Annotated in this window: 13 protein-coding genes; 2 read left to right on the plus strand and 11 right to left on the minus strand. The window is 68.6% G+C overall.

What is annotated here, in order from left to right; translation table 11 throughout:
• Positions 1-574: 574 nt before the first annotated feature.
• From BM388_RS12975 to BM388_RS12985, 3 genes are read right to left on the minus strand one after another with little or no spacing between them, the layout of a single operon-like run.
• A complete protein-coding gene (locus BM388_RS12975) occupies positions 575-1,372 on the minus strand; it encodes a universal stress protein (protein WP_217641069.1) in 798 nt (265 codons plus the stop codon).
• The gene (locus BM388_RS12980; RefSeq protein WP_089850838.1) at positions 1,362-3,800 is read right to left on the minus strand and encodes a Lon protease family protein; all 2,439 of its coding nucleotides are present in this window, start codon (positions 3,798-3,800) and stop codon (positions 1,362-1,364) included. Before BM388_RS12980 ends, BM388_RS12975 begins: the two co-directional genes overlap by 11 nt.
• A gap of 53 nt (positions 3,801-3,853) precedes the next feature.
• Positions 3,854-4,438: an anti-virulence regulator CigR family protein gene (locus BM388_RS12985; protein WP_089850840.1), complete on the minus strand. Its 585-nt coding sequence runs from the start codon at positions 4,436-4,438 to the stop codon at positions 3,854-3,856.
• A 147-nt stretch (positions 4,439-4,585) separates the two neighbouring features.
• Here BM388_RS12985 and BM388_RS12990 point away from each other — a divergent pair, with 147 nt between their 5' ends.
• Entirely contained in the window at positions 4,586-5,431 is an 846-nt protein-coding gene (locus tag BM388_RS12990) for a glycine betaine ABC transporter substrate-binding protein (RefSeq protein WP_217641070.1), read from the plus strand.
• Between the two features lie 145 nt (positions 5,432-5,576).
• On the opposite strand, the gene BM388_RS12995 is transcribed toward BM388_RS12990, so the two are convergent.
• The 5 genes from BM388_RS12995 to ppsA all read right to left on the minus strand — a co-directional run bounded on the left by BM388_RS12995 (position 5,577) and on the right by ppsA (position 12,742).
• Positions 5,577-6,206, minus strand: coding sequence for a nucleotidyltransferase family protein (locus tag BM388_RS12995; protein ID WP_245781547.1), 630 nt, complete (start codon positions 6,204-6,206; stop codon positions 5,577-5,579).
• Positions 6,203-7,213, minus strand: coding sequence for an XdhC family protein (locus BM388_RS13000; RefSeq protein WP_089850844.1), 1,011 nt, complete (start codon positions 7,211-7,213; stop codon positions 6,203-6,205). The genes BM388_RS12995 and BM388_RS13000 overlap by 4 nt, the downstream gene beginning before the upstream one ends.
• A 101-nt stretch (positions 7,214-7,314) precedes the next feature.
• A complete protein-coding gene (locus BM388_RS13005) occupies positions 7,315-9,636 on the minus strand; it encodes a xanthine dehydrogenase family protein molybdopterin-binding subunit (RefSeq protein WP_089850845.1) in 2,322 nt (773 codons plus the stop codon).
• Positions 9,623-10,153, minus strand: coding sequence for a (2Fe-2S)-binding protein (locus BM388_RS13010; RefSeq protein WP_342714253.1), 531 nt, complete (start codon positions 10,151-10,153; stop codon positions 9,623-9,625). Before BM388_RS13010 ends, BM388_RS13005 begins: the two co-directional genes overlap by 14 nt.
• A gap of 216 nt (positions 10,154-10,369) precedes the next feature.
• A complete protein-coding gene (gene ppsA / locus BM388_RS13015) occupies positions 10,370-12,742 on the minus strand; it encodes a phosphoenolpyruvate synthase (RefSeq protein WP_089850849.1) in 2,373 nt (790 codons plus the stop codon).
• A 321-nt stretch (positions 12,743-13,063) separates the two neighbouring features.
• Here ppsA and ppsR point away from each other — a divergent pair, with 321 nt between their 5' ends.
• On the plus strand, positions 13,064-13,897 hold the full coding sequence (gene ppsR / locus BM388_RS13020; RefSeq protein WP_089850851.1) for a posphoenolpyruvate synthetase regulatory kinase/phosphorylase PpsR: 834 nt from the start codon (positions 13,064-13,066) through the stop codon (positions 13,895-13,897).
• On the opposite strand, the gene BM388_RS13025 is transcribed toward ppsR, so the two are convergent.
• The 3 genes from BM388_RS13025 to BM388_RS13035 form a co-directional block, all read right to left on the minus strand.
• Complete coding sequence (locus BM388_RS13025) at positions 13,894-15,087, minus strand: CaiB/BaiF CoA transferase family protein (protein ID WP_089850853.1); 1,194 nt, start codon at positions 15,085-15,087, stop codon at positions 13,894-13,896. The two genes, ppsR and BM388_RS13025, sit on opposite strands and share 4 nt — an antisense overlap.
• A gap of 40 nt (positions 15,088-15,127) precedes the next feature.
• Positions 15,128-16,309: an acyl-CoA dehydrogenase gene (locus tag BM388_RS13030; RefSeq protein WP_089850856.1), complete on the minus strand. Its 1,182-nt coding sequence runs from the start codon at positions 16,307-16,309 to the stop codon at positions 15,128-15,130.
• A gap of 138 nt (positions 16,310-16,447) precedes the next feature.
• Positions 16,448-17,836 carry an MATE family efflux transporter gene (locus tag BM388_RS13035; protein WP_089850858.1) on the minus strand — a complete coding sequence of 463 codons (1,389 nt, stop codon included), beginning with the start codon at positions 17,834-17,836 and terminating at the stop codon, positions 16,448-16,450.
• Positions 17,837-17,937: the final 101 nt, after the last annotated feature.

The raw sequence follows: 17,937 nt of genomic DNA on the forward strand, positions 1-17,937 counted from the left end.
CGTGCACCTCGGCGATGCCGCCGACAAATGGTGGCCCACCTTGCTGAAGGGGCTGCCTCGGCTGACGGCCTTGGCCTGACACCCAGCGTCACCAAGATTGACTCGCCAAGTAAGGCGGCCACAACGGAGGTCGACGGCCACGGCTGCGCCGGCGCCAGACATCAATTCCTGATCGTTATGAAAAGATCGGCCAAAAGCCGAATCGGGTATATGCCAACCGTCTACCAAGCGACCGCATGAGGTTGAAGCAGGTCGGTACCGGCAATCGATGGACTCAACACGCTCGTTCTGTGCCCTGATGAATGAGGCGGGTAGATAGCATCGCATCAGTTGAAATGGCACCCGGCTGACGGGATGTGAACCAGTGCGCCATTATGGCAGCTATTACTGTGCCGAACAGCGGGCGGCCAACAGCCAGTCCGCGCGCCCCCATCAACAGCAAGTATGTCATCCCGATCGGTTCCCGCATCGCCTGTTCAGGGGGCGCCATCTTGCCGAATTCTCGCCGCCCTGTGGGGTGGCATCGTTCAGGACGATCGCCTGGGCCACTGCGACGTCGCTCAGGGCACCGCGATCAGGGCACCACAATCAGGGGAATCGGCAGCCGCGCCAGCAGGTCGGGGTCCTGCTCGGCCAGCCGCGCGAGCCGAGGGCGATGCAGCAGCAGCGCGCCGCTGGTCGCCCGCCGGAGCCGGTGCTCGAGCTCACGCGCATTACTCGCCTCCAGGACCTCCTCGCCCTCGAACAGCCGCGCCAGGACCTCGGGGACCTCCATGCGGTAGGGCGCCTGCGCTTCCGCTTCGGCCAGGGTGCGCAAGGGGCCGTGAGCCAGCGGCAACCGCTCATCCCAGATGATCACCGTGCAGGGCGCCTCCAGCATCAGGGCGCGGCTGGTGGAGCCCAGCCGCACGCCCCAGTGGCTCGAGAAGCCGGCCTTGCCGAGCATCAGCACGTCCCCTGGCCCGGCCAGGGCCTGCGCCTCGCTGACGATGGCGCCACGACTGATCCTGAGTTCGTGGCGAAGCTCCCGACCGGACACCGCGGCCTCCAGCGCCTCGGCCACACGGCGGGCCTGGCGCGCCTGGCCGACCACGAGGTCGTCGCGAGAGCGCCGGCGCGCCCGCCCGGAGACCGCCCCGATCTCCCGGGCGAAGGGGAAGCCGGCGCTGCTCACGAGCTCCTGATCCTCGACGAACAGCGCCACCAGCTCGGCGTGGGGGGCCACGGCAAGATCCACCGCGGCGGCCAGCGCGGCCAGGCTGTGGCGCGAGGCATCGAGCAGGGTCAGCACCCGGACGACCCTGACCGCCTGGCCGGCCGAGCTGGGGCTCGGATCGTCTCCGAGCGGCGGTCGCGCCTCGTCAGGGGGCATCGTCATCCTCCTCGTTCTCTTCCTCTATTCTTTCCTCTTGCGCGGCCTCGCCGTCGGCAAGGCCGCGCTCCGCCCGCCGGGCGTGCGTCACCGCTTCGCGGAACTGTGCCAGGCGCTCGGCCACCCGCGCCTCGAGACAGCCTTCGGGGAAGCGCCCCTGTGCGTCGAGTTCGCCGATGGGCAGCCCGGTGAGCAGTGACAGGGCCTCGTCCACCCGGGAGATCGCGAAGACCCGAAAGCACCCCCGCTCAATGGCTGCACGCACCTCGGCCTTGAGCATCAGGTGCTCGACGTTGGTCCTCGGCAGGATCACCGCCTGACCCGACAGCGTGCCGCGGGAGCGGCAGACATCGAAGAAGCCCTCGATCTTCTCGTTCACCCCGCCCACCGCCTGGACCCTGCCGTGCTGGTCGATGGAGCCGGTCACGGCGAAGGCCTGGTCGAGCCCCACGCCGGCGATGGCCGAGACCAGGGCACAGGCCTCGGCCACCGAGGCGCTGTCGCCCTCGACGCCCCCGTAGGACTGCTCGAAGGCGAGACTCGCCGAGAGCGACAGCGGCTCCAGGGCGGCGTAGCGGCTGGCCAGGTAGCGGGAGAGGATCATCACCGCCTTGGCATGGATCCGCCCGCCGGTGCGCGCTTCGCGCTCGATATCGACCACCCGGCCCTCGCCGGGACGCGCCGTGGCGGTGATGCGCGTGGGCTGGCCGAAGGCGGACTCGCCCAGCTGCATCACCGCGAGGCCGTTGACCTGGCCGACCACGTGTCCCTCGGTGGCGACCATCAGGGTGCCGCGGGTGAACAACTCGTGGCTGCGCTCGCGCAGACGCCCCGCCCGCCAGAGCTGCTGCGCCACCGCCTTTTCGACATGGGCACGATCGATCACCCGGTCCTCCGCCTCGCCGGCCCAGTGATCGGCCTCCAGCAGCAGGTCATGGAGGTCGCGGTGGCGCGCCGTCAGCTTGCGCTGGTCGCCGGCCAGGCGGCTGGCGCGTTCGATCACCGCGGCCACGCCCTCGCGGTCCAGGGGGCGAAGCGCCGCGGTGCGCGCCAGGGTCGCCACCATGCGGGCGTAGAAGGCCTCGTGCTCAGGGTCACGATCGAGCTCGTCCTCGAGGTCGGCCTGCACCTTGAACAGCTCGAGAAACTCCGGGTCATGCTCGCAGAGCAGGTAGTAGAGCAGGCGGTCGCCGAGCAGCACGATCTTGACGTCCAGCGGAATCGGCTGCGGCTCGAGGGTCACGGTGCTGATCAGGCCATAGGCCTGCTCGAGGGACTCGGTGCGGATCTCGCCGGCCCGCAGCACCCGCTTGAGTGTCTCCCAGGCCCCCGGCTGGGTGAGCACGCCACGCACGTCCAGCACCAGGTAGCCGCCGTTGGCGCGATGCAGGGCACCGGCGCGGATCAGCAGGAAGTCGGTGAGCAGGGTGCCGTTGTGCACGTGGTGCTCGATGCGTCCCACCAGGTGCTGATGGCTGGGCAGATCCTGATGGATCACCGGGGCTCCCTTGGCCTCGGCGTTGTCCACCAGCAGGTTGATCTGGATGCGGCTGTAAAGCGCCTCCGCCGGTATCTCGGGGTCCTCCTCGATGAAGGACTCGGCATTGAACAGGATCGCCTCGCGAATCGCCTCGAGATGGGTGATGACGCCCGGCTGGGCGGCGTAGCGCTCCTTGAGCTCTTCAAGCGGCGCGTCGATGACCGATTCGAGCATCTCCGCATTGAGCGCACTGGCCTGCTCGCGCAGCTGCTTGGCCAGACGGGGCATCCGGCGAATCGCCAGGGTGAGCGTGCGCTGCAGCTCCTCGACCTTGTGCTCGATGCGCTCGCGCTCCTCGGCGGGGAGTGCCTCGAAGGCTTCCGGAGCCATCATCTTGTCGCCATCGGCCGGCGCGAACGTGAAGCCGTTGGGGGTGGAAAGCAGCAGGATGCCGTGCTCGCGGGCCTCGCCACGCACGCTCTCGACGGCATCGCGCTGTCGCTCGCCCATGGCCTGCTTCAGCTCGTGGAGGCGGTTCTGGTACTCCTCGCTCTCGAAGACTGCGGGAATGGCGCTACTCAGCTCCTCGATCAGGCCGTCCAGATCCTCGCGCAGCGTGCGACCCATGCCGGCCGGCAGGGAGAGCACCAGCGGCACGGCCGGATCATCGAAGTTGTAGCGAAAGCACCAGTCCCCGGGCGCGGGGCCACGCTTGGCCCGCTCGGCGAGAAAGCGCCCCACCAGGCTCTGCCGGTCGTGTCCGGGCGACCCCAGCACGAAGAGGTTGAAGCCGTCGCTGCGCATCGCGGTGCCGAAACTCAGCGCGTCCCGGGCTCGCTCATGCCCGCTGAGCAGGTCCAGCGACTCGAGTTCGCTGGTGATCTCGAACGCGAAGGCCTCGGTGGCACAGCGTCGATAGACTTGGGTGACCTCCAGGGGCTCCAGCATGGTCGCTCTCCTCTACCCTTCCCCCTTATAACTGGCTCGCCGCCATCGCGCCGTCAGCGCAGGATGTCGTGGATCACCTCACGGATGATGTCGTTGGTGATATCGACCAGCACGGCATCGGCCCCCACGCGACGCCACTCGTACCCCTCGTAGTAGGGCAGTTCGCGGCGCAGCCGCGGGTCGAAGTTCTTGGCGATCCCCGGCGGCAGGCGCTTGCCGCGCGCGAGGTTCTTGCGAATACCAGGCGGCAGGCGATCGCGCTCATCCAGATCGAGAGCATCGCGACGGCGATGGAAGATGTCGCGGATCTCGCGCTCATCGATGCGCAGGCGGCGAGCTTCCCGAACATCACGGTCGCGGTCCTGCTCTCGATCCCGGCCTCGATCCCGGTATCGATCGTCATCACGCCTCGCCTGGCGGTAGCGCTCGTCGGACCGGCCCTGACCCCGCTGGTCCTGCCCGTGCTGGCTCCGTCCCTGTCTACCCTGAACCGTCTCCTGACCCTGGCCCCTTTGCTGAACGCCGCCCTTGCCGACACCCTGTCCGTTGCCGGGTTGCGCCAGCAGCGGCGCGGCGACGAGCGCCAGCCCCAGGGCGGTGACGAACGCCAGTAAAGAGCCACAGCCGGCATATCTCATGAGACAACTCCTGATTGAGAAACGTACCCAGAGTCTAGTCACACCGGGCGCAGAACACGTGTAGCGACGGATTCGTCATCGTGCGAGAACAGGTATCATGTCAGCGATCCGAAATCGCTTTCCCTGCCTCTGCTGGAGATGTTTGAGATGATTCTGCGTTCGCTGCTCGCTTCCACCGGCCTGCTGCTCGGGGCCGTCAGCCCGCTGGCCCAGGCCGACACTCTGCGCCTGGGCATCGGCGAGTGGGCCACCGGTCAGGCCAGCACCTATGTGCTCAAGGCGGTACTCGAGGACGCCGGCCATGAGGTGGAGATCCGCTCGGTGAGCCTGGCCGCGATCTGGCAAGGGCTCTCCGTCGGCGAGCTCGATGCCTTCACCGGCGCCTGGCTGCCGGTCACCCAGGCCAGCTATTACGAGGGCCTGGCCGATCAGATCGATGATCTCGGCCCCAACCTCAACGACGCCCGCGTCGGCCTGGCCGTGCCCAGTTACGCCGAGGCGACCTCGATGGCGGACCTGGCCGAGGCCGGCGACGCCTTCGGCGAGCGTATCCACGGCATCGACCCGGGCGCCGGCATCATGGCCCTGACCGAGCGGGCCATGGAGGCCTACGGTCTCGACGACTGGCGACTGATCGCCGGCAGCGATGCCGCCATGAGCAAGACCCTGGAGACCGCGATGGGACGCCAGGAGCCGATCGTCGTCACCGCCTGGGCGCCGCATCCGGTGTTCTCGGGGCAGTCGCTGCGCTACCTGGAGGATCCCGAGGGCCTCTATTCCCAGGACGAGCGCATCCACACCGTGACGCGCCAGGGGCTCGACGAGGAGCAGCCGGAAATCACCGCCATCCTGGATCGCTTCGCCTGGAGTGCCGACGACGTCCAGGGCCTGATGGAAGCCAACCAGGCCAACGGCGACTACGAGGCCAACGCCCGCGCCTGGGTCGAGGCGCATCCCGAACTCGTCGCCGAGTGGCTGGGCGAGAACGACTGACCCCGCCCCCTCTGGTACGCGGGTCTGCCCGACGCGACACCAACAAAACCGCTTAACGACATCGCCCGGCCACACTGGCCGGGCGATGTCGCATCTGGCAATCGCCTACCGGCGCGGCCGCATTGGCGGCGCCGTCACGTTACCCTCAGGGGGTGCCGGGCTGGCTTGCGAGCATCGCCGGTGTATCGATATCCCGGTGCACGCCGTCGTCCTCGACCTCGATCTCCCGGCAGGCTTGGGGGTGGTCGGCGATCACGCCGCGGGCGCCCTGCTCGCCAGCCAGCCTGGCCAGGTGTGGCCAGAAGGCCCGGCCGAAAATCACCGGGTGTCCGGGACGCCCGCCGTGGCGGGGCCGCACGATGCGTTCAGGCGCTGCGGCCGCTGCCAGGCGCCGGCAGGTCCAGGGCGCGATGGCCGGCATGTCACCCAGCCACACCGCCGCCGCCTCGACGTCGCGCATGCCGGGGTCCTCGAGCAGCCGCGTAAAGGCATCACCGAGACTCGCCCCAAGCCCCTCGTCGGCTCGCGGGGCGACCAGCAGGCCAAGACTCGCAGGCTCGTGAGCGTCGAGCGCCAGCGAGGCGAGGCTCTCGCCGGCCAGCACGACCAGCACGCGCCGCGGCGATAGGGCGAGGCTTGCCTGAAGGCTCGCCGCCAGCAGGGGCCGACCATCCGGCAGGCGTGCCAGCCGCTTGTCGGCGGGCCCGAAGCGCCGCGAGCGCCCCGCCGCCATCATCAGGACGACGAGGCGGTTCGCGTCGTGACCCGCCCTCACAGGTCATCCCGGGCGCGGCCGCGGCGTACCCGTACGATATCGGCCATCACCGCCAGGGCGATCTCCGCCGGCGTCTTGCTGCCGAGCCCCAGGCCGATCGGCATGTGGATGCGTGCCAGCGCCGCCTCATCGAGGCCGCCGCTGCGTTTCAGGCGCTCGGCGCGGGCGGCAGAGGTCTTGTGCGAGCCCATCACGCCGATATAGAAGGCCTCGCTCGTCACCGCCTCGATCATCGTCAGGTCATCGAGGCGGGGGTCGTGGGTCAGCGCCACCACCGCGGTGGCCGCATGGCAGCCGCCGTCGGCGATGAAGGTCGAGGGCAGCGTCGCGACCCGCTCGACGCCGGGCAGGCTAAGCCCGTCGAGCGCCTCCGATCGCGGGTCGCAGACGATGACCTCGAATCCCAGCCGCTGGGCGAACTCGGCGCAGGCCTCGGCGACCGGCGACATGCCCGCCAGCACCAGCCGCGCCACGGGTCCGACTCTCAGCTGGACATGGCCCGGCCGGGCGCGGCCCGGCGACTCGCCGTTCGACGCGGGCGGCCAGATCACCCGCTCACCGAGGCCCGCATCGTCTTCGAGATACGCCGCGCCGCCTGTCAGGTCGACGTGACGCAGCGCCGGCCGCTGGCCGGTCAGCGCCGCCTCCAGGGCCGAGAGATGCGCGAGTGTCTCCTCGCCGGGCGACAGGCGTTCGACCAGCACCTCGAGGAGGCCGCCGCAGGGCAGCGTGACCCCGGGCCCGTCGAACTCTCCGCCCTCGCCATAGCGCACCCGCTGCACCGGCGACTCGAAAGCACCCTCGGCGAGGCGCTCGAGAAAATCCTCCTCGACGCAGCCCCCGGAGAGCGAGCCCACGTGGGCACCATCGCGGCGTGCCACCAGCCAGGCACCCGGCTCCCGGGGCGAGGAGCCGAAGGTCGAGAGCACCGTGCATAGCCACAGCGTCTCGCCCTGCCGCGCCCAGGCCAGCGCCTGGCGGATCACCGTCAGATCAAGGTGTTGCATGAAAGGTCTCATTCAAGAGGCCCCACCCCGGAGGCTCCGGGGCGGGGCGTGACAGCACGGGGGCGCTGCCCTGATGGAAGGCGGTCCGAGAGGACGCCCCTCTAGAGCGCGGCCTTGAGCGCCTCGGCGCGCATCGGCATGTCGCGCAGGCGCACGCCGACGGCATGCTGGATGGCGTTGGCGATGGCGGGCGCCACCACCGTGGTGCCCGGCTCGCCCAGGCCCACCGGCATGGCGTCGCTGTCGACGAACTCCAGGTCCATCTGGGGCACCTGATCCATACGCAGCGGCGTGTAGGCGTCGAGGTTCAGCGCCTTGGGCTTTCCCTTCTCGATCTCGGTGCCCTCGTAGAGCGCCATCGAGAGCCCCCACAGCAGCGAGCCCTCGAGCTGCGCCATGGCACCGTCGGGGTGTGCCAGGGTGCCGGCATCGGCCACCGTGGTCAGTCGCTCGACCTTGACCGTGCCGTCGCCGCGATCGACCCGGACTCGGGCGATGCAGGCGACCCAGGTCGGCATGCTGCGCTCCTGGCCGAAGGTCAGGGCCACGCCCATGCCGACATCGTCGGGCAGGCTGTCGCGGTCGTCCCAGCCTGCCTTGGCCATGGCCCGCTCGAGTACCGCCTTCAAGCGCTCGGCGCCGCCGAGGCTATGCGGCGCCTGGCCGGCGTTGCGGCCCTCGGCCTTGAGCAGGTTCAGCCGGAACCGCGCGGGATCCTCGCCAGCGGCCAGCGCCAGCTCGTCGATGTGCTGCTCCACGGCCCAGGTCGTCCAGCCCGGCCCCACCGAGCGCAGGTAGCCCGGCACGAAGACCTCGTGGGCCTTGTGATTCTGCTGGGCCCAGACGCGCTGGTCACCGACGTCGTACCAGTGATCGGCGCCGCTGATGGCGAAGGAGTCGACCTTGCCACCGTTCTCGACCGTCTCGGCGAGAAACGCCGGCGCCATGGCGGCCGACGGCCAGCCGGCGGCGGCGGCATGCTCGGAGGCTACCACGCGGCCGCTGTCATCGAGCCCGGAGCGAAGACGCTGCACCGAGGGCGAGCGCACGCAGTCGAAGCGAGTGTCGTCGGGACGCGTGAAGAGCATCTTCACCGGGCGCCCCAGCGCCTTGGCCGCCAGCGCCGCCGGGATGGTGTAGTCGCCATAGAGACGCCGCCCGAAGCCGCCGCCCAGGTAGTACTGGTGCAGGGTGACCTGGCTCTCATCGACCTCCAGGGCCTTGGCCAGCATCCCCACCGCCAGCGTCTGCTGCTGGTTGCCGCAGTGCACGTGCCAGTGGCCATCTTCCTCGACCACGGTGGCGTTGACCGGCTCGAGCTGGAAATGCAGCACGCTCGAGGTGGTGTAGGTGGACTCGACCACCCGGCTCGCCCCCTCGAGGCCGGCGGCGGCGTCGCCGATGTCGACGAACAGCGAGCCGTTGTCGCGGCTCGGTGCCTCGACCAGGGCATGGCCCTGCTGCTGAATGTCCGCCTCGGTGATGGCATAGCTGTCGCCGCGCTGCCACTCGACCTTCAGGGCGTCGGCGGCGCGCATCGCCGCCGAGGTGCTGTCGGCGATCACCGCGAGCCAACCCTGGCAGACGCCGGAGGGGTCGTTAAGCTCGATGGTCTGGCGATAGCCCTCGACCTGCTTCGCGGCGCTGTCGTCCACCGAGGTCGGCGTGGAGCCAAAGCGAGTCGGCGGCAGCACCGGGCGCGCATGGAGCATCCCCTCGACGCTGACGTCGATGCCGTAGATCGCCTCGCCGTTGACCTTGGCCGGCACGTCCAGGGCGCCGCCCTTGGTGCCGAGCACCCGGCGCTCGGCGGCAGGCTTCAGGGAGATCTGTTGGAGTTCTTCCTCTGAGAAGGTGCGCTCGAGCCCGGCCTGAGACACGATCTCGCCATAGCCGATCGACTGATCACCGCAGATGACCCGACCATTACGCGCGCGACAGTCGGCCGCGTCGACGCCGAGCAGTTTGGCCCCGGCCTCGATCAGCGCCATACGCCCGGCCGCGCCGGCCCGGGAGAGCGGCAGATAGCTTTGATGCACCGACCAGCTGCCGCCGGTGACCATGTAGCCCCACTTAGGGTCGCTGTCGACGTAGACCACCTCGATGGAGGACCAGTCAGCCTCGAGCTCCTCGGCGACCAGGCGTGCCAGGCTGGTAGCGACGTGCTGGCCCATCTCGGCCTTGGTGATATGCACCGTCACGGTGCCGTCGGGCGCAATGGCATACCAGATCGTCGGCTCGTAGCGCCCGGCGGCGAGCGCCTCGCTGGCGGAGCCGCTTGCCGCGCCGGCGATGCCGGAGAGACCGAAGGCGAGCATCGCCGAGCCGGCCATGGTGCCAATCAGAAAGCCGCGGCGCGAGATGCCCCGCGCGTCGTCCTGGCGCGCCTCGACGGCCGCCAGCTCATCGTCAAACCTGGCCATGGATCACCTCCTCTGCGCGGGCCGGATCGAAGACGCCGACACCGGCGGTGCTCGCCTCGCGGGCCTGAGTGATCTCGGCGGCGCGCTTGACCGCCCGATGGATACGCCGGTAGGCCATGCAGCGGCACAGGTTGCCGGCCATCGCCTCGGTGATCTCGTCGTCGTCAGGATCGGCGTTGCGGCTCAGGAAATCGGCCGCCTGCATGATCTGGCCCGACTGGCAGTAGCCGCACTGGGGCACCTGCTGCTCGCGCCAGGCCTGCTGCAGGGGATGGTCGTCGTCATCCGACAGCCCTTCGATGGTGACGATCTCGGCGCCTTCGGCGGCGGAGACCGGCAGCACGCAGGTACGCGTGGCTTCGCCATCGAGATGCACGGTGCAGGCGCCGCACTGGGCGATGCCGCAGCCAAACTTGGTACCGGTCATGTCGAGATGATCCCGCAGCACCCACAGCAAGGGGGTCTGGGGGGATACCTCGACGCTGACCGGCTCGCCGTTCAGGGTAAAACTGGCCAAGGGACTTCTCCTCAGGTGGTCGACAGGGCGGCGACTGGCGCCGCGCATGCGCCGTGAGCCGGCGTCTCTTGTAGGAAATTGATCAGGGTCAATGTTAGCAGGCTGACGATTTATGTCGACTCCGCCCCGACGTCGCCCTCAACGCCTCGCTCACGCGCCAATGAAAAACCCCGCCTCGAGAGGCGGGGTCGGTGACCGCGAAGAGCCGATGTTGGCCTAGCCGAGTGTCTCGCCAGCCAGCATGAACCAGGTCTCGAGGACCGCGTCCGGGTTCAGGGACACCGAGTCGATGCCCTGCTCCATCAGCCACTTGGCGAGGTCAGGATGATCCGACGGCCCCTGGCCGCAGATGCCGATGTACTTGCCCTGGGCGCGGCAGGCCTGGATGGCCATGGACAGCAGCTTCTTGACCGCCGGATTCCGCTCGTCGAAGAGGTGGGCGACGATGCCCGAATCGCGATCCAGCCCCAGGGTCAGCTGGGTCAGGTCGTTGGAACCGATGGAGAAGCCGTCGAAGTGCTCGAGGAACTCGTCGGCCAGCAGGGCATTGGCCGGCAGCTCACACATCATGATGACCTTGAGGCCATTCTCGCCGCGGACGAGGCCGTTGTCGGCCAGCAGCCCCACCACCTCGCGAGCCTCGTCGGGGGTACGCACGAAGGGCACCATGATCTCGACGTTGTCCAGGCCCATCACCTCGCGGACTCGCTTCAGTGCCCGGCACTCCAGCTCGAAGCAGGGGCGGAAAGACTCGGAGATGTAGCGCGCCGCGCCACGGAACCCAAGCATGGGGTTCTCTTCGCCGGGCTCGTAGAGCTTGCCGCCGATCAGGTTCTCGTATTCGTTGGACTTGAAGTCCGACAGTCGCACGATGACCCGCTGCGGATAGAAGGAGGCGGCCAGGGTGGCGATGCCCTCGACCAGCTTCTCGACGTAGAACTCGACCGGGTCCGGGTAGCCGGCGGTGCGCAGGTCGATGGTCTGCTGCAGATCGGCGGGCAGGGTGTCGTATTCGAGCAGCGCCTTGGGGTGCACGCCGATCATGCGGTTGATGATGAACTCGAGGCGCGCCAGGCCCACGCCGGCGCTCGGCAGGCTGGCGAAGCTGAAGGCGCGATCCGGATTGCCGACGTTCATCATGATCTTGAAGGGGATCTCGGGCATGGCATCGACGCTGGTCACCCGGCGGTCGAAGTCCAGCAGCCCCTCGTAGACGTGGCCGGCGTCGCCCTCGGCGCAGGAGACGGTGACGTCGCGGCCGTCGGCCAGCACCTCGGTGGCATCGCCGCAGCCGACCACGGCGGGAATGCCCAGCTCGCGGGCGATGATCGCCGCGTGGCAGGTGCGGCCGCCGCGGTTGGTGACGATCGCGGAGGCCCGCTTCATGATCGGCTCCCAGTCCGGGTCGGTCATGTCGGTGACCAGCACGTCGCCGGGATGGACCTTCTGCATGTCGTCCGGGGAGAAGACCACCTTCACCGCCCCGCTGCCGATGCGCTGGCCGATGGCCCGGCCGGAGACCAGGGTGCGGCCCTTCTCCTTGAGCTGGAAGCGCTCGAGCTTGCCGCCCTCCTGCTGGGAGACCACGGTCTCGGGACGCGCCTGGACGATGTAGAGCCTGCCGTCATCGCCATCCAGCGCCCACTCGATATCCATGGGACGCTCGTAGTGCTGCTCGATGGTCATCGCCTGGCGGGCCAGGTCCATGATCTGCTCGTCATTGATGCAGAAGCGCCCGCGGTCGGCCAGCGGCACGTCGACGGTCTCGACCGACTTGCCGGCGCTGGTGTCGTCGGTGTAGATCATCTTGATCAGCTTGGAGCCGAGGTTGCGACGCAGCACCGCCGGACGCCCCGCCGCCAGGGTCGACTTGTGCACGTAGAACTCGTCGGGGTTCACGGCGCCCTGCACCACCGTCTCGCCCAGGCCCCAGGAGGCGGTGACGAAGACCGCGTCGCGGTAGCCGGACTCGGTGTCCAGGGTGAACATCACGCCCGCGGCCCCCGTCTCGGAGCGCACCATCTTCTGGATGCCCGCCGACAGCGCCACGTTCTCGTGGGCATAGCCGCGGTGCACGCGGTAGGAGATGGCCCGATCGTTGAACAGCGAGGCGAACACCTCGTGGACGGCGCGCTTGATGTTGTCGAAGCCCTCGATGTTGAGGAAGGTCTCCTGCTGGCCGGCGAAGGAGGCGTCGGGCAGGTCCTCGGCGGTGGCCGAGCTGCGCACCGCCACCTTGAGGTTGGGGTGCATGGCGGAGAGCTTCTCGTAGCTCTCGCGCAGATACTGCTCGAAGGTCGGCGGCAGCGGGGTATCGATGACCCACTGGCGGATCTGGGCGCCCACGCGGGCGAGCTCATTGACGTCGTCGACATCCAGGGTCGAGAGGGCCTGGTTGATGCGATCGTTCAGCCCCTCGTGGGAGAGGAACTCCCGGTAGGCATGCGCCGTGGTGGCGAAACCGCCGGGGACGGTGACGCCCGCTCCGGCCAGGTTGGAGATCATCTCGCCCAGGGAGGCATTCTTGCCGCCGACTCGCTCGACATCGCCCATGCCCAAGTGCTCGAACCACTGAATGTAATCGTCCATGAGACCTCCCAGAAAAATCGTCGACGAGTGCATCACGCCGGTGGGACCGCTCGCGGGACCGACTCACAGGTCCAGCTCGCGGGCTCCCTCGCAGGTCTCCCTCGAGGGACCGGGACATGATGGGATGTTGGCGACTCTACCAGCGACCTTCCATATTCGCCATTGGTCTAACATCGAAGTCACTGGAGGATTTTTACAACAGCGGACCCATGGGCCCGTTTCCTGTAGTGGCGGGCCTCAGGAGCCACATCTCCGGGCCTTGTCGCGGCCGCGACCAGCGCCGACAATGGAGCTTCACTCGACCGGACGACAGCGACCGCCATGACCCGCACCGCCTTCTTCATCTCCGACGGGACCGGCATCACCGCCGAGAGTCTCGGCCGCAGCCTGCTGGCTCAGTTCGAGAGCGTCGAGATCCGCATGCTCACCAAGCCCTACATCGACTCTCTCGAGAAGGCCCGCACCCTGGTGGCGATTATCGAGGCCACGGCAGTGCGCGACGGCGAGCAGCCGATCATCATCGACACCGTGGTCGACGAGCAGATCCGCGCGGTGATCCGCGAGGCGCCGGGCTTCAAGGTCGACATCTTCTCGACCTTCCTGAAGCCGCTCGAGGAAGAGCTGGAGGCCCACTCCTCCTACAGCGTCGGGCGCACCCACGCCATCGGCCGCGACGACGTCTACATGGACCGCATCCACTCGGTGCACTTCGCGCTGGATAACGATGACGGGGCGCGCACCCACCAGTACGACCAGGCGGACATCATCCTGGTCGGGGTCTCACGCTGCGGCAAGACGCCGACCTCGCTCTACCTGGCGCTACAGTTCGGCATCCGCGCCGCCAACTACCCGCTCACCGAGGACGACCTGGACGAGGACGGCAGCCTCAAGCTGCCCAAGGTGCTGGCCCAGCATCGCCACAAGCTGTTCGGCCTGACCATCGATCCGCGGCGGCTGGCGGCGATCCGCCACGAGAGGCGTCCCAACAGCCGCTACAGCTCCATGGATCAGTGCGTCCAGGAGGTCGAGCAGGCCGAGGGGCTCTACCGCCAGCTGCACGTGCCCTACATTGACACCACCCGCTTCTCGGTGGAGGAGATCTCCACGCGGATGATCGCCGAAACCGGCCTGACCCGGCGCTTCTCCCCGCGCTAGCGAATCACGCCCTCTCGCCTGAGCCTGGCGATGTCCTCCGTCGTCAGCCCCATCTCGGCAAGAATGGCATCGCTGTCCTGGCCGAGCCGGGGCGGTGCGACGTCGCTGGTCAGCGCCTCGCCGTCGAAGCGAAGCGGATTGGCGACCTGGGGCACGCCGTCGATCTGACGCGCCATGCCGCGGTGGCGCACCTGGGGATCGTCGAACACCTCGGTCAGGGTATTGATGGGCCCCGCCGGAATGCCGCGCACCTCCAGCTCGGCGAGCCAGGCGTCGCGCTCGCGGCCGAGCAGTCGCGTCTGGATCATCGTCACCAGCACCTCGCGGTTATCGACCCGAGCGGCGTTGGTGGCATAGGCGGGATCCTCGGCCCACTCGGGATGGCCAAGCAGGGTCGCCAGACGCGAGAACTGGGCATCGTTGCCCACGGTAAGCACCAAATGGCCGTCGGCGCAGGCGAAGGCCTGATAGGGGACGATGTTGGGATGGGCGTTGCCGTGACGCTGTGGCGACGCCCCGCTGGTCAGGGCATTGAGGGCCTGGTTGGCCAGGGTGGCGACCTGGACATCGAGCAGCGCCACGTCGATGTGGCGCCCCCTCCCCGTCCGCTCGCGCTCATGGAGGGCCGCCAGCACCCCGACCGTGGCGTAGAGGCCGGTCATCACGTCGGTGATCGCCACGCCGGTCTTCATGGGCATGCCGTTCGGCTCGCCGGTGAGGCTCATCAGCCCGCCCATGGCCTGGATCATGAAGTCGTAGCCGGCGCGATGGGCGTAGGGCCCGCCCTGGCCGAAGCCGGTGATCGAGCAGCCGATCAGCCCCGGGTTGAGCGCCTTCAGGCTCGAGTAATCCAGGCCGTACTTCGCCAGTCCCCCGACCTTGAAGTTCTCGAGCAGGATGTCGGCTCCCTTGGCTAACTCCCTGACCAGGGCCTGGCCGCCCTCGATTGAGATATCCACGGCAAGCGACTGCTTGCCGCGGTTGGCACATAGATAGTAGGCCGCCTGGCGCTCGGCCCCGTGATCGCCGTCAAGCCAGGGGGGACCCCAGCCGCGGGTATCGTCGCCACGCGTGGGGTGCTCGATCTTGATCACCCGGGCGCCCAGGTCGGCCAGCTGCTGGCCGGCCCAGGGGCCGGCCAGCACCCGCGAAAGATCCAGCACCACGACTCCGTCGAGGGGTCGACTCATCACGGACTCCTTGGCAAGAGAGAGGTCGCGAGCGGCATGATCAGCCGGTGAAGGCCTGGATACCGGTCTGGGCGCGCCCGAGGATCAGGGCGTGGACGTCGTGGGTGCCCTCGTAGGTATTCACCGCCTCGAGGTTCATCATGTGACGGATGACGTGATACTCGTCGCTGATGCCGTTGCCCCCGTGCATGTCGCGGGCCATGCGGGCGATATCCAGCGCCTTGCCGCCGTTGTTGCGCTTGATCAGCGAGATCGCCTCGGGCACCAGCTGATCCTCGTCGATCATCCGCCCCACCCGCAGCGCGGCCTGCAGTCCCAGGGCGATCTCGGTCTGCATGTCGGCGAGCTTCTTCTGGATGAGCTGGTTGGCGGCCAGGGGGCGGCCGAACTGCTTGCGCTCCAGGGTGTAGTCGCGGGCGGCATGCCAGCAGGCCTCGGCGGCGCCCATGGTGCCCCAGGCGATCCCGTAGCGCGCCCGATTGAGGCAGGAGAACGGTCCCTTGAGTCCCTTGACGCCGGGCAGGCGGGCATCGTCGTCGACCTCCACGTCCTGCATGGCGATCTGACCGGTGACGGAGGCGCGCAGGCTGAACTTGCCCTCGATCTTGGGCGCGGAGAGGCCCTTCATGCCCTTCTCGAGGATGAAGCCGTTGACCACGCCCTCCTCGTCCCGGGCCCAGACCACGAAGACGTCGGCGATGGGCGAGTTGGTGATCCAGGTCTTGGTGCCGTTCAGCCGCCAGCCGCCGTCGATGCGGGTGGCGCGGGTGCTCATCCCGCCCGGGTCGGAGCCGTGATCCGGCTCGGTGAGGCCAAACGCCCCCACCCACTCGCCGCTGGCCAGCTTCGGCAGGTACTTCTCGCGTTGAACCTCGCTGCCGAAGGCGTGGATCGGATACATCACCAGGCTCGACTGCACGCTCATCGCGCTGCGGTAACCGGAATCGACCCGCTCCACCTCGCGGGCGATCAGGCCGTAGCTGACGTAGTTGAGCCCGGCGCCGCCATAGCCGTCGATGGTCGCGCCGAGCAGGCCCAGCTCGCCCATCTCGTTCATGATCTCGCGGTCGAAGCGCTCGTGACGGTTGGCCTCGAGCACCCGCGGCAGGAGCTTCTCCTGGCAGTAGTCATGGGCCGTCTGGCGGACCATGCGCTCCTCTTCGCTGAGCTGGTCGATCAGGCGGAGGGGGTCGTCCCAGGTGATAGGGGTGATCTGACTCATGGGGCATCCTCGAAAGGGGTGGCATTAATTTCTACATTTTCGACAAATGTAGACCAATAGTGCCTTTCTGCCAAGCCCGACGCACCTGCCACCCTCCCTTTCAGCGCCTGCTTATCGGCGCCCCGGTCGGCGCATGCGTCAGGAGGCCCGCGGCGGCAGCTGGCGACGAATCTGCCACCAGGCCAGCAGCCCGACCAGCAGATTGGCCGCGAGCAAACCGGCAAACACCCCGCTGCTGTCGGCCAGGCGACCGCCCACCCAAGCCAGCGGCACGTTGAGCACGAACAGCCGGATCACCGACAGGCGCATGGCCAGCGCCGGCCGATGCAGGGCATTGAGCGACGAGACGGCCAGGATCACCACGCCCTGGGCGCCCAGCCCCAGGGGCACTAGCCACAGGAAGCTGCGCAGCACCCCGGCCACCTCATCCGTTTCGGCATAGCCCGCCACCAGCCAGGGCGCCAGCCCCTGCAACGCCCCCCAGATGAGCAGCTGCCAGGCCAGCACGAAGACGAAGCAGCCGAAGATTGCCCGGCGCACCCGGTCGTGCTGGCCGGCCCCGGCGTTCTGGCTGACCAGCGGCGACAGGGTCATCGAGAGCGCCAGCACGACGATCTGGGAGATCGCCTCGATGCGGCTGCCGACGCCGTAGCCCGCCACGGCGGGGTGACCATGATCGGCGATGATGCGGGTCACAAGCCCCAGGGCGATAGGCGTGAAGACGCTGGTGAGCGCCGCCGGGCCGGCGATGCGACCGAGCTCCCGCCAGGAGTCGGCAAGTCCCTTCGCATCGAGGCCGGCCAGGTCGAAGAGCGCACGCAGCTCGCGATGAAAGACCAGTACCATCGCCATCAGGCCCCAGCTGAGCACGGTGGCGAGCGCCGCGCCGCTGACGCCGAGCGCCGGGAAGGGCCCTGCCCCGAAGATCAGCCACCAGTCGAGCAGCACGTTGATGCCGGCGGCCAGCGCCATCATCAGCCCCTGGGTGGCGGTGTTGCCGTGGGCTCGCAGGATGCTGTTGAGCACCCGTGGGACGATCATGGCGGCCGCGCCCAGGTACCAGATGCCCATGTAGTCGCGGATATGCGGCATCAGCACGTCGTCGGCGCCCATCAACCGAAACAGCGGCTCCAGGGTCGCGAGGCCCAGCAGCGTCATGGCGACGCCCACCACCACGGCCAGCAGCGCCGCATCGGTGGCGCGGCGGCGTACCGTGTCGAGCTCGCCCCGCCCCAGCCGACGGGCCACTACCGCCGAGGTGCCGATGCCCAGGCCAATGGCCAGGCTGATCACCGTGAACACCACCGGGAAGGTGAAGGAGACCGCCGCCAGCTCCTCGGTGCCAAGCCGGGAGATGAACCAGGCATCCACCAGGTTGAAGCTCATCATGGCGAGCATGCCGACCACCACCGGCAGGCTCTTGCGCAGCAGGGTGGCGGCGATAGGGCCCTCGAGCAGCTCGCGACGTGCGGGGCGCGACGACTGGGGAGCGGAGGACGAGGAGGGGCTGGAAGGCGGTGCGCTCATGGGGACTCTCGACGAGAAACGGGCACGAAAGTGTGCCCGTTTTCGCCATGACCGTGTAGGCATGGGGGCGCGGAATGCCCCTGGCGGTGTGACCCGCGCGT

The organism is Halomonas saccharevitans, from assembly GCF_900116405.1.
Classification (GTDB): domain Bacteria; phylum Pseudomonadota; class Gammaproteobacteria; order Pseudomonadales; family Halomonadaceae; genus Halomonas; species Halomonas saccharevitans.

What these genes read in the sequence shown, in the direction of transcription:
- BM388_RS13005 (WP_089850845.1), bottom strand. Translation starts at nt 9,636, where the DNA reads ATGGCCAGGTTTGACGATGAGCTGGCGGCCGTCGAGGCGCGCCAGGAC.
- BM388_RS12980 (WP_089850838.1), bottom strand. Translation starts at nt 3,800, where the DNA reads ATGCTGGAGCCCCTGGAGGTCACCCAAGTCTATCGACGCTGTGCCACC.
- BM388_RS12990 (WP_217641070.1), top strand. Translation starts at nt 4,586, where the DNA reads ATGATTCTGCGTTCGCTGCTCGCTTCCACCGGCCTGCTGCTCGGGGCC.
- BM388_RS12985 (WP_089850840.1), bottom strand. Translation starts at nt 4,438, where the DNA reads ATGAGATATGCCGGCTGTGGCTCTTTACTGGCGTTCGTCACCGCCCTG.
- BM388_RS13025 (WP_089850853.1), bottom strand. Translation starts at nt 15,087, where the DNA reads ATGAGTCGACCCCTCGACGGAGTCGTGGTGCTGGATCTTTCGCGGGTG.
- BM388_RS13000 (WP_089850844.1), bottom strand. Translation starts at nt 7,213, where the DNA reads ATGCAACACCTTGATCTGACGGTGATCCGCCAGGCGCTGGCCTGGGCG.
- ppsR (WP_089850851.1), top strand. Translation starts at nt 13,064, where the DNA reads ATGACCCGCACCGCCTTCTTCATCTCCGACGGGACCGGCATCACCGCC.
- BM388_RS13035 (WP_089850858.1), bottom strand. Translation starts at nt 17,836, where the DNA reads ATGAGCGCACCGCCTTCCAGCCCCTCCTCGTCCTCCGCTCCCCAGTCG.
- ppsA (WP_089850849.1), bottom strand. Translation starts at nt 12,742, where the DNA reads ATGGACGATTACATTCAGTGGTTCGAGCACTTGGGCATGGGCGATGTC.
- BM388_RS13030 (WP_089850856.1), bottom strand. Translation starts at nt 16,309, where the DNA reads ATGAGTCAGATCACCCCTATCACCTGGGACGACCCCCTCCGCCTGATC.
- BM388_RS12975 (WP_217641069.1), bottom strand. Translation starts at nt 1,372, where the DNA reads ATGCCCCCTGACGAGGCGCGACCGCCGCTCGGAGACGATCCGAGCCCC.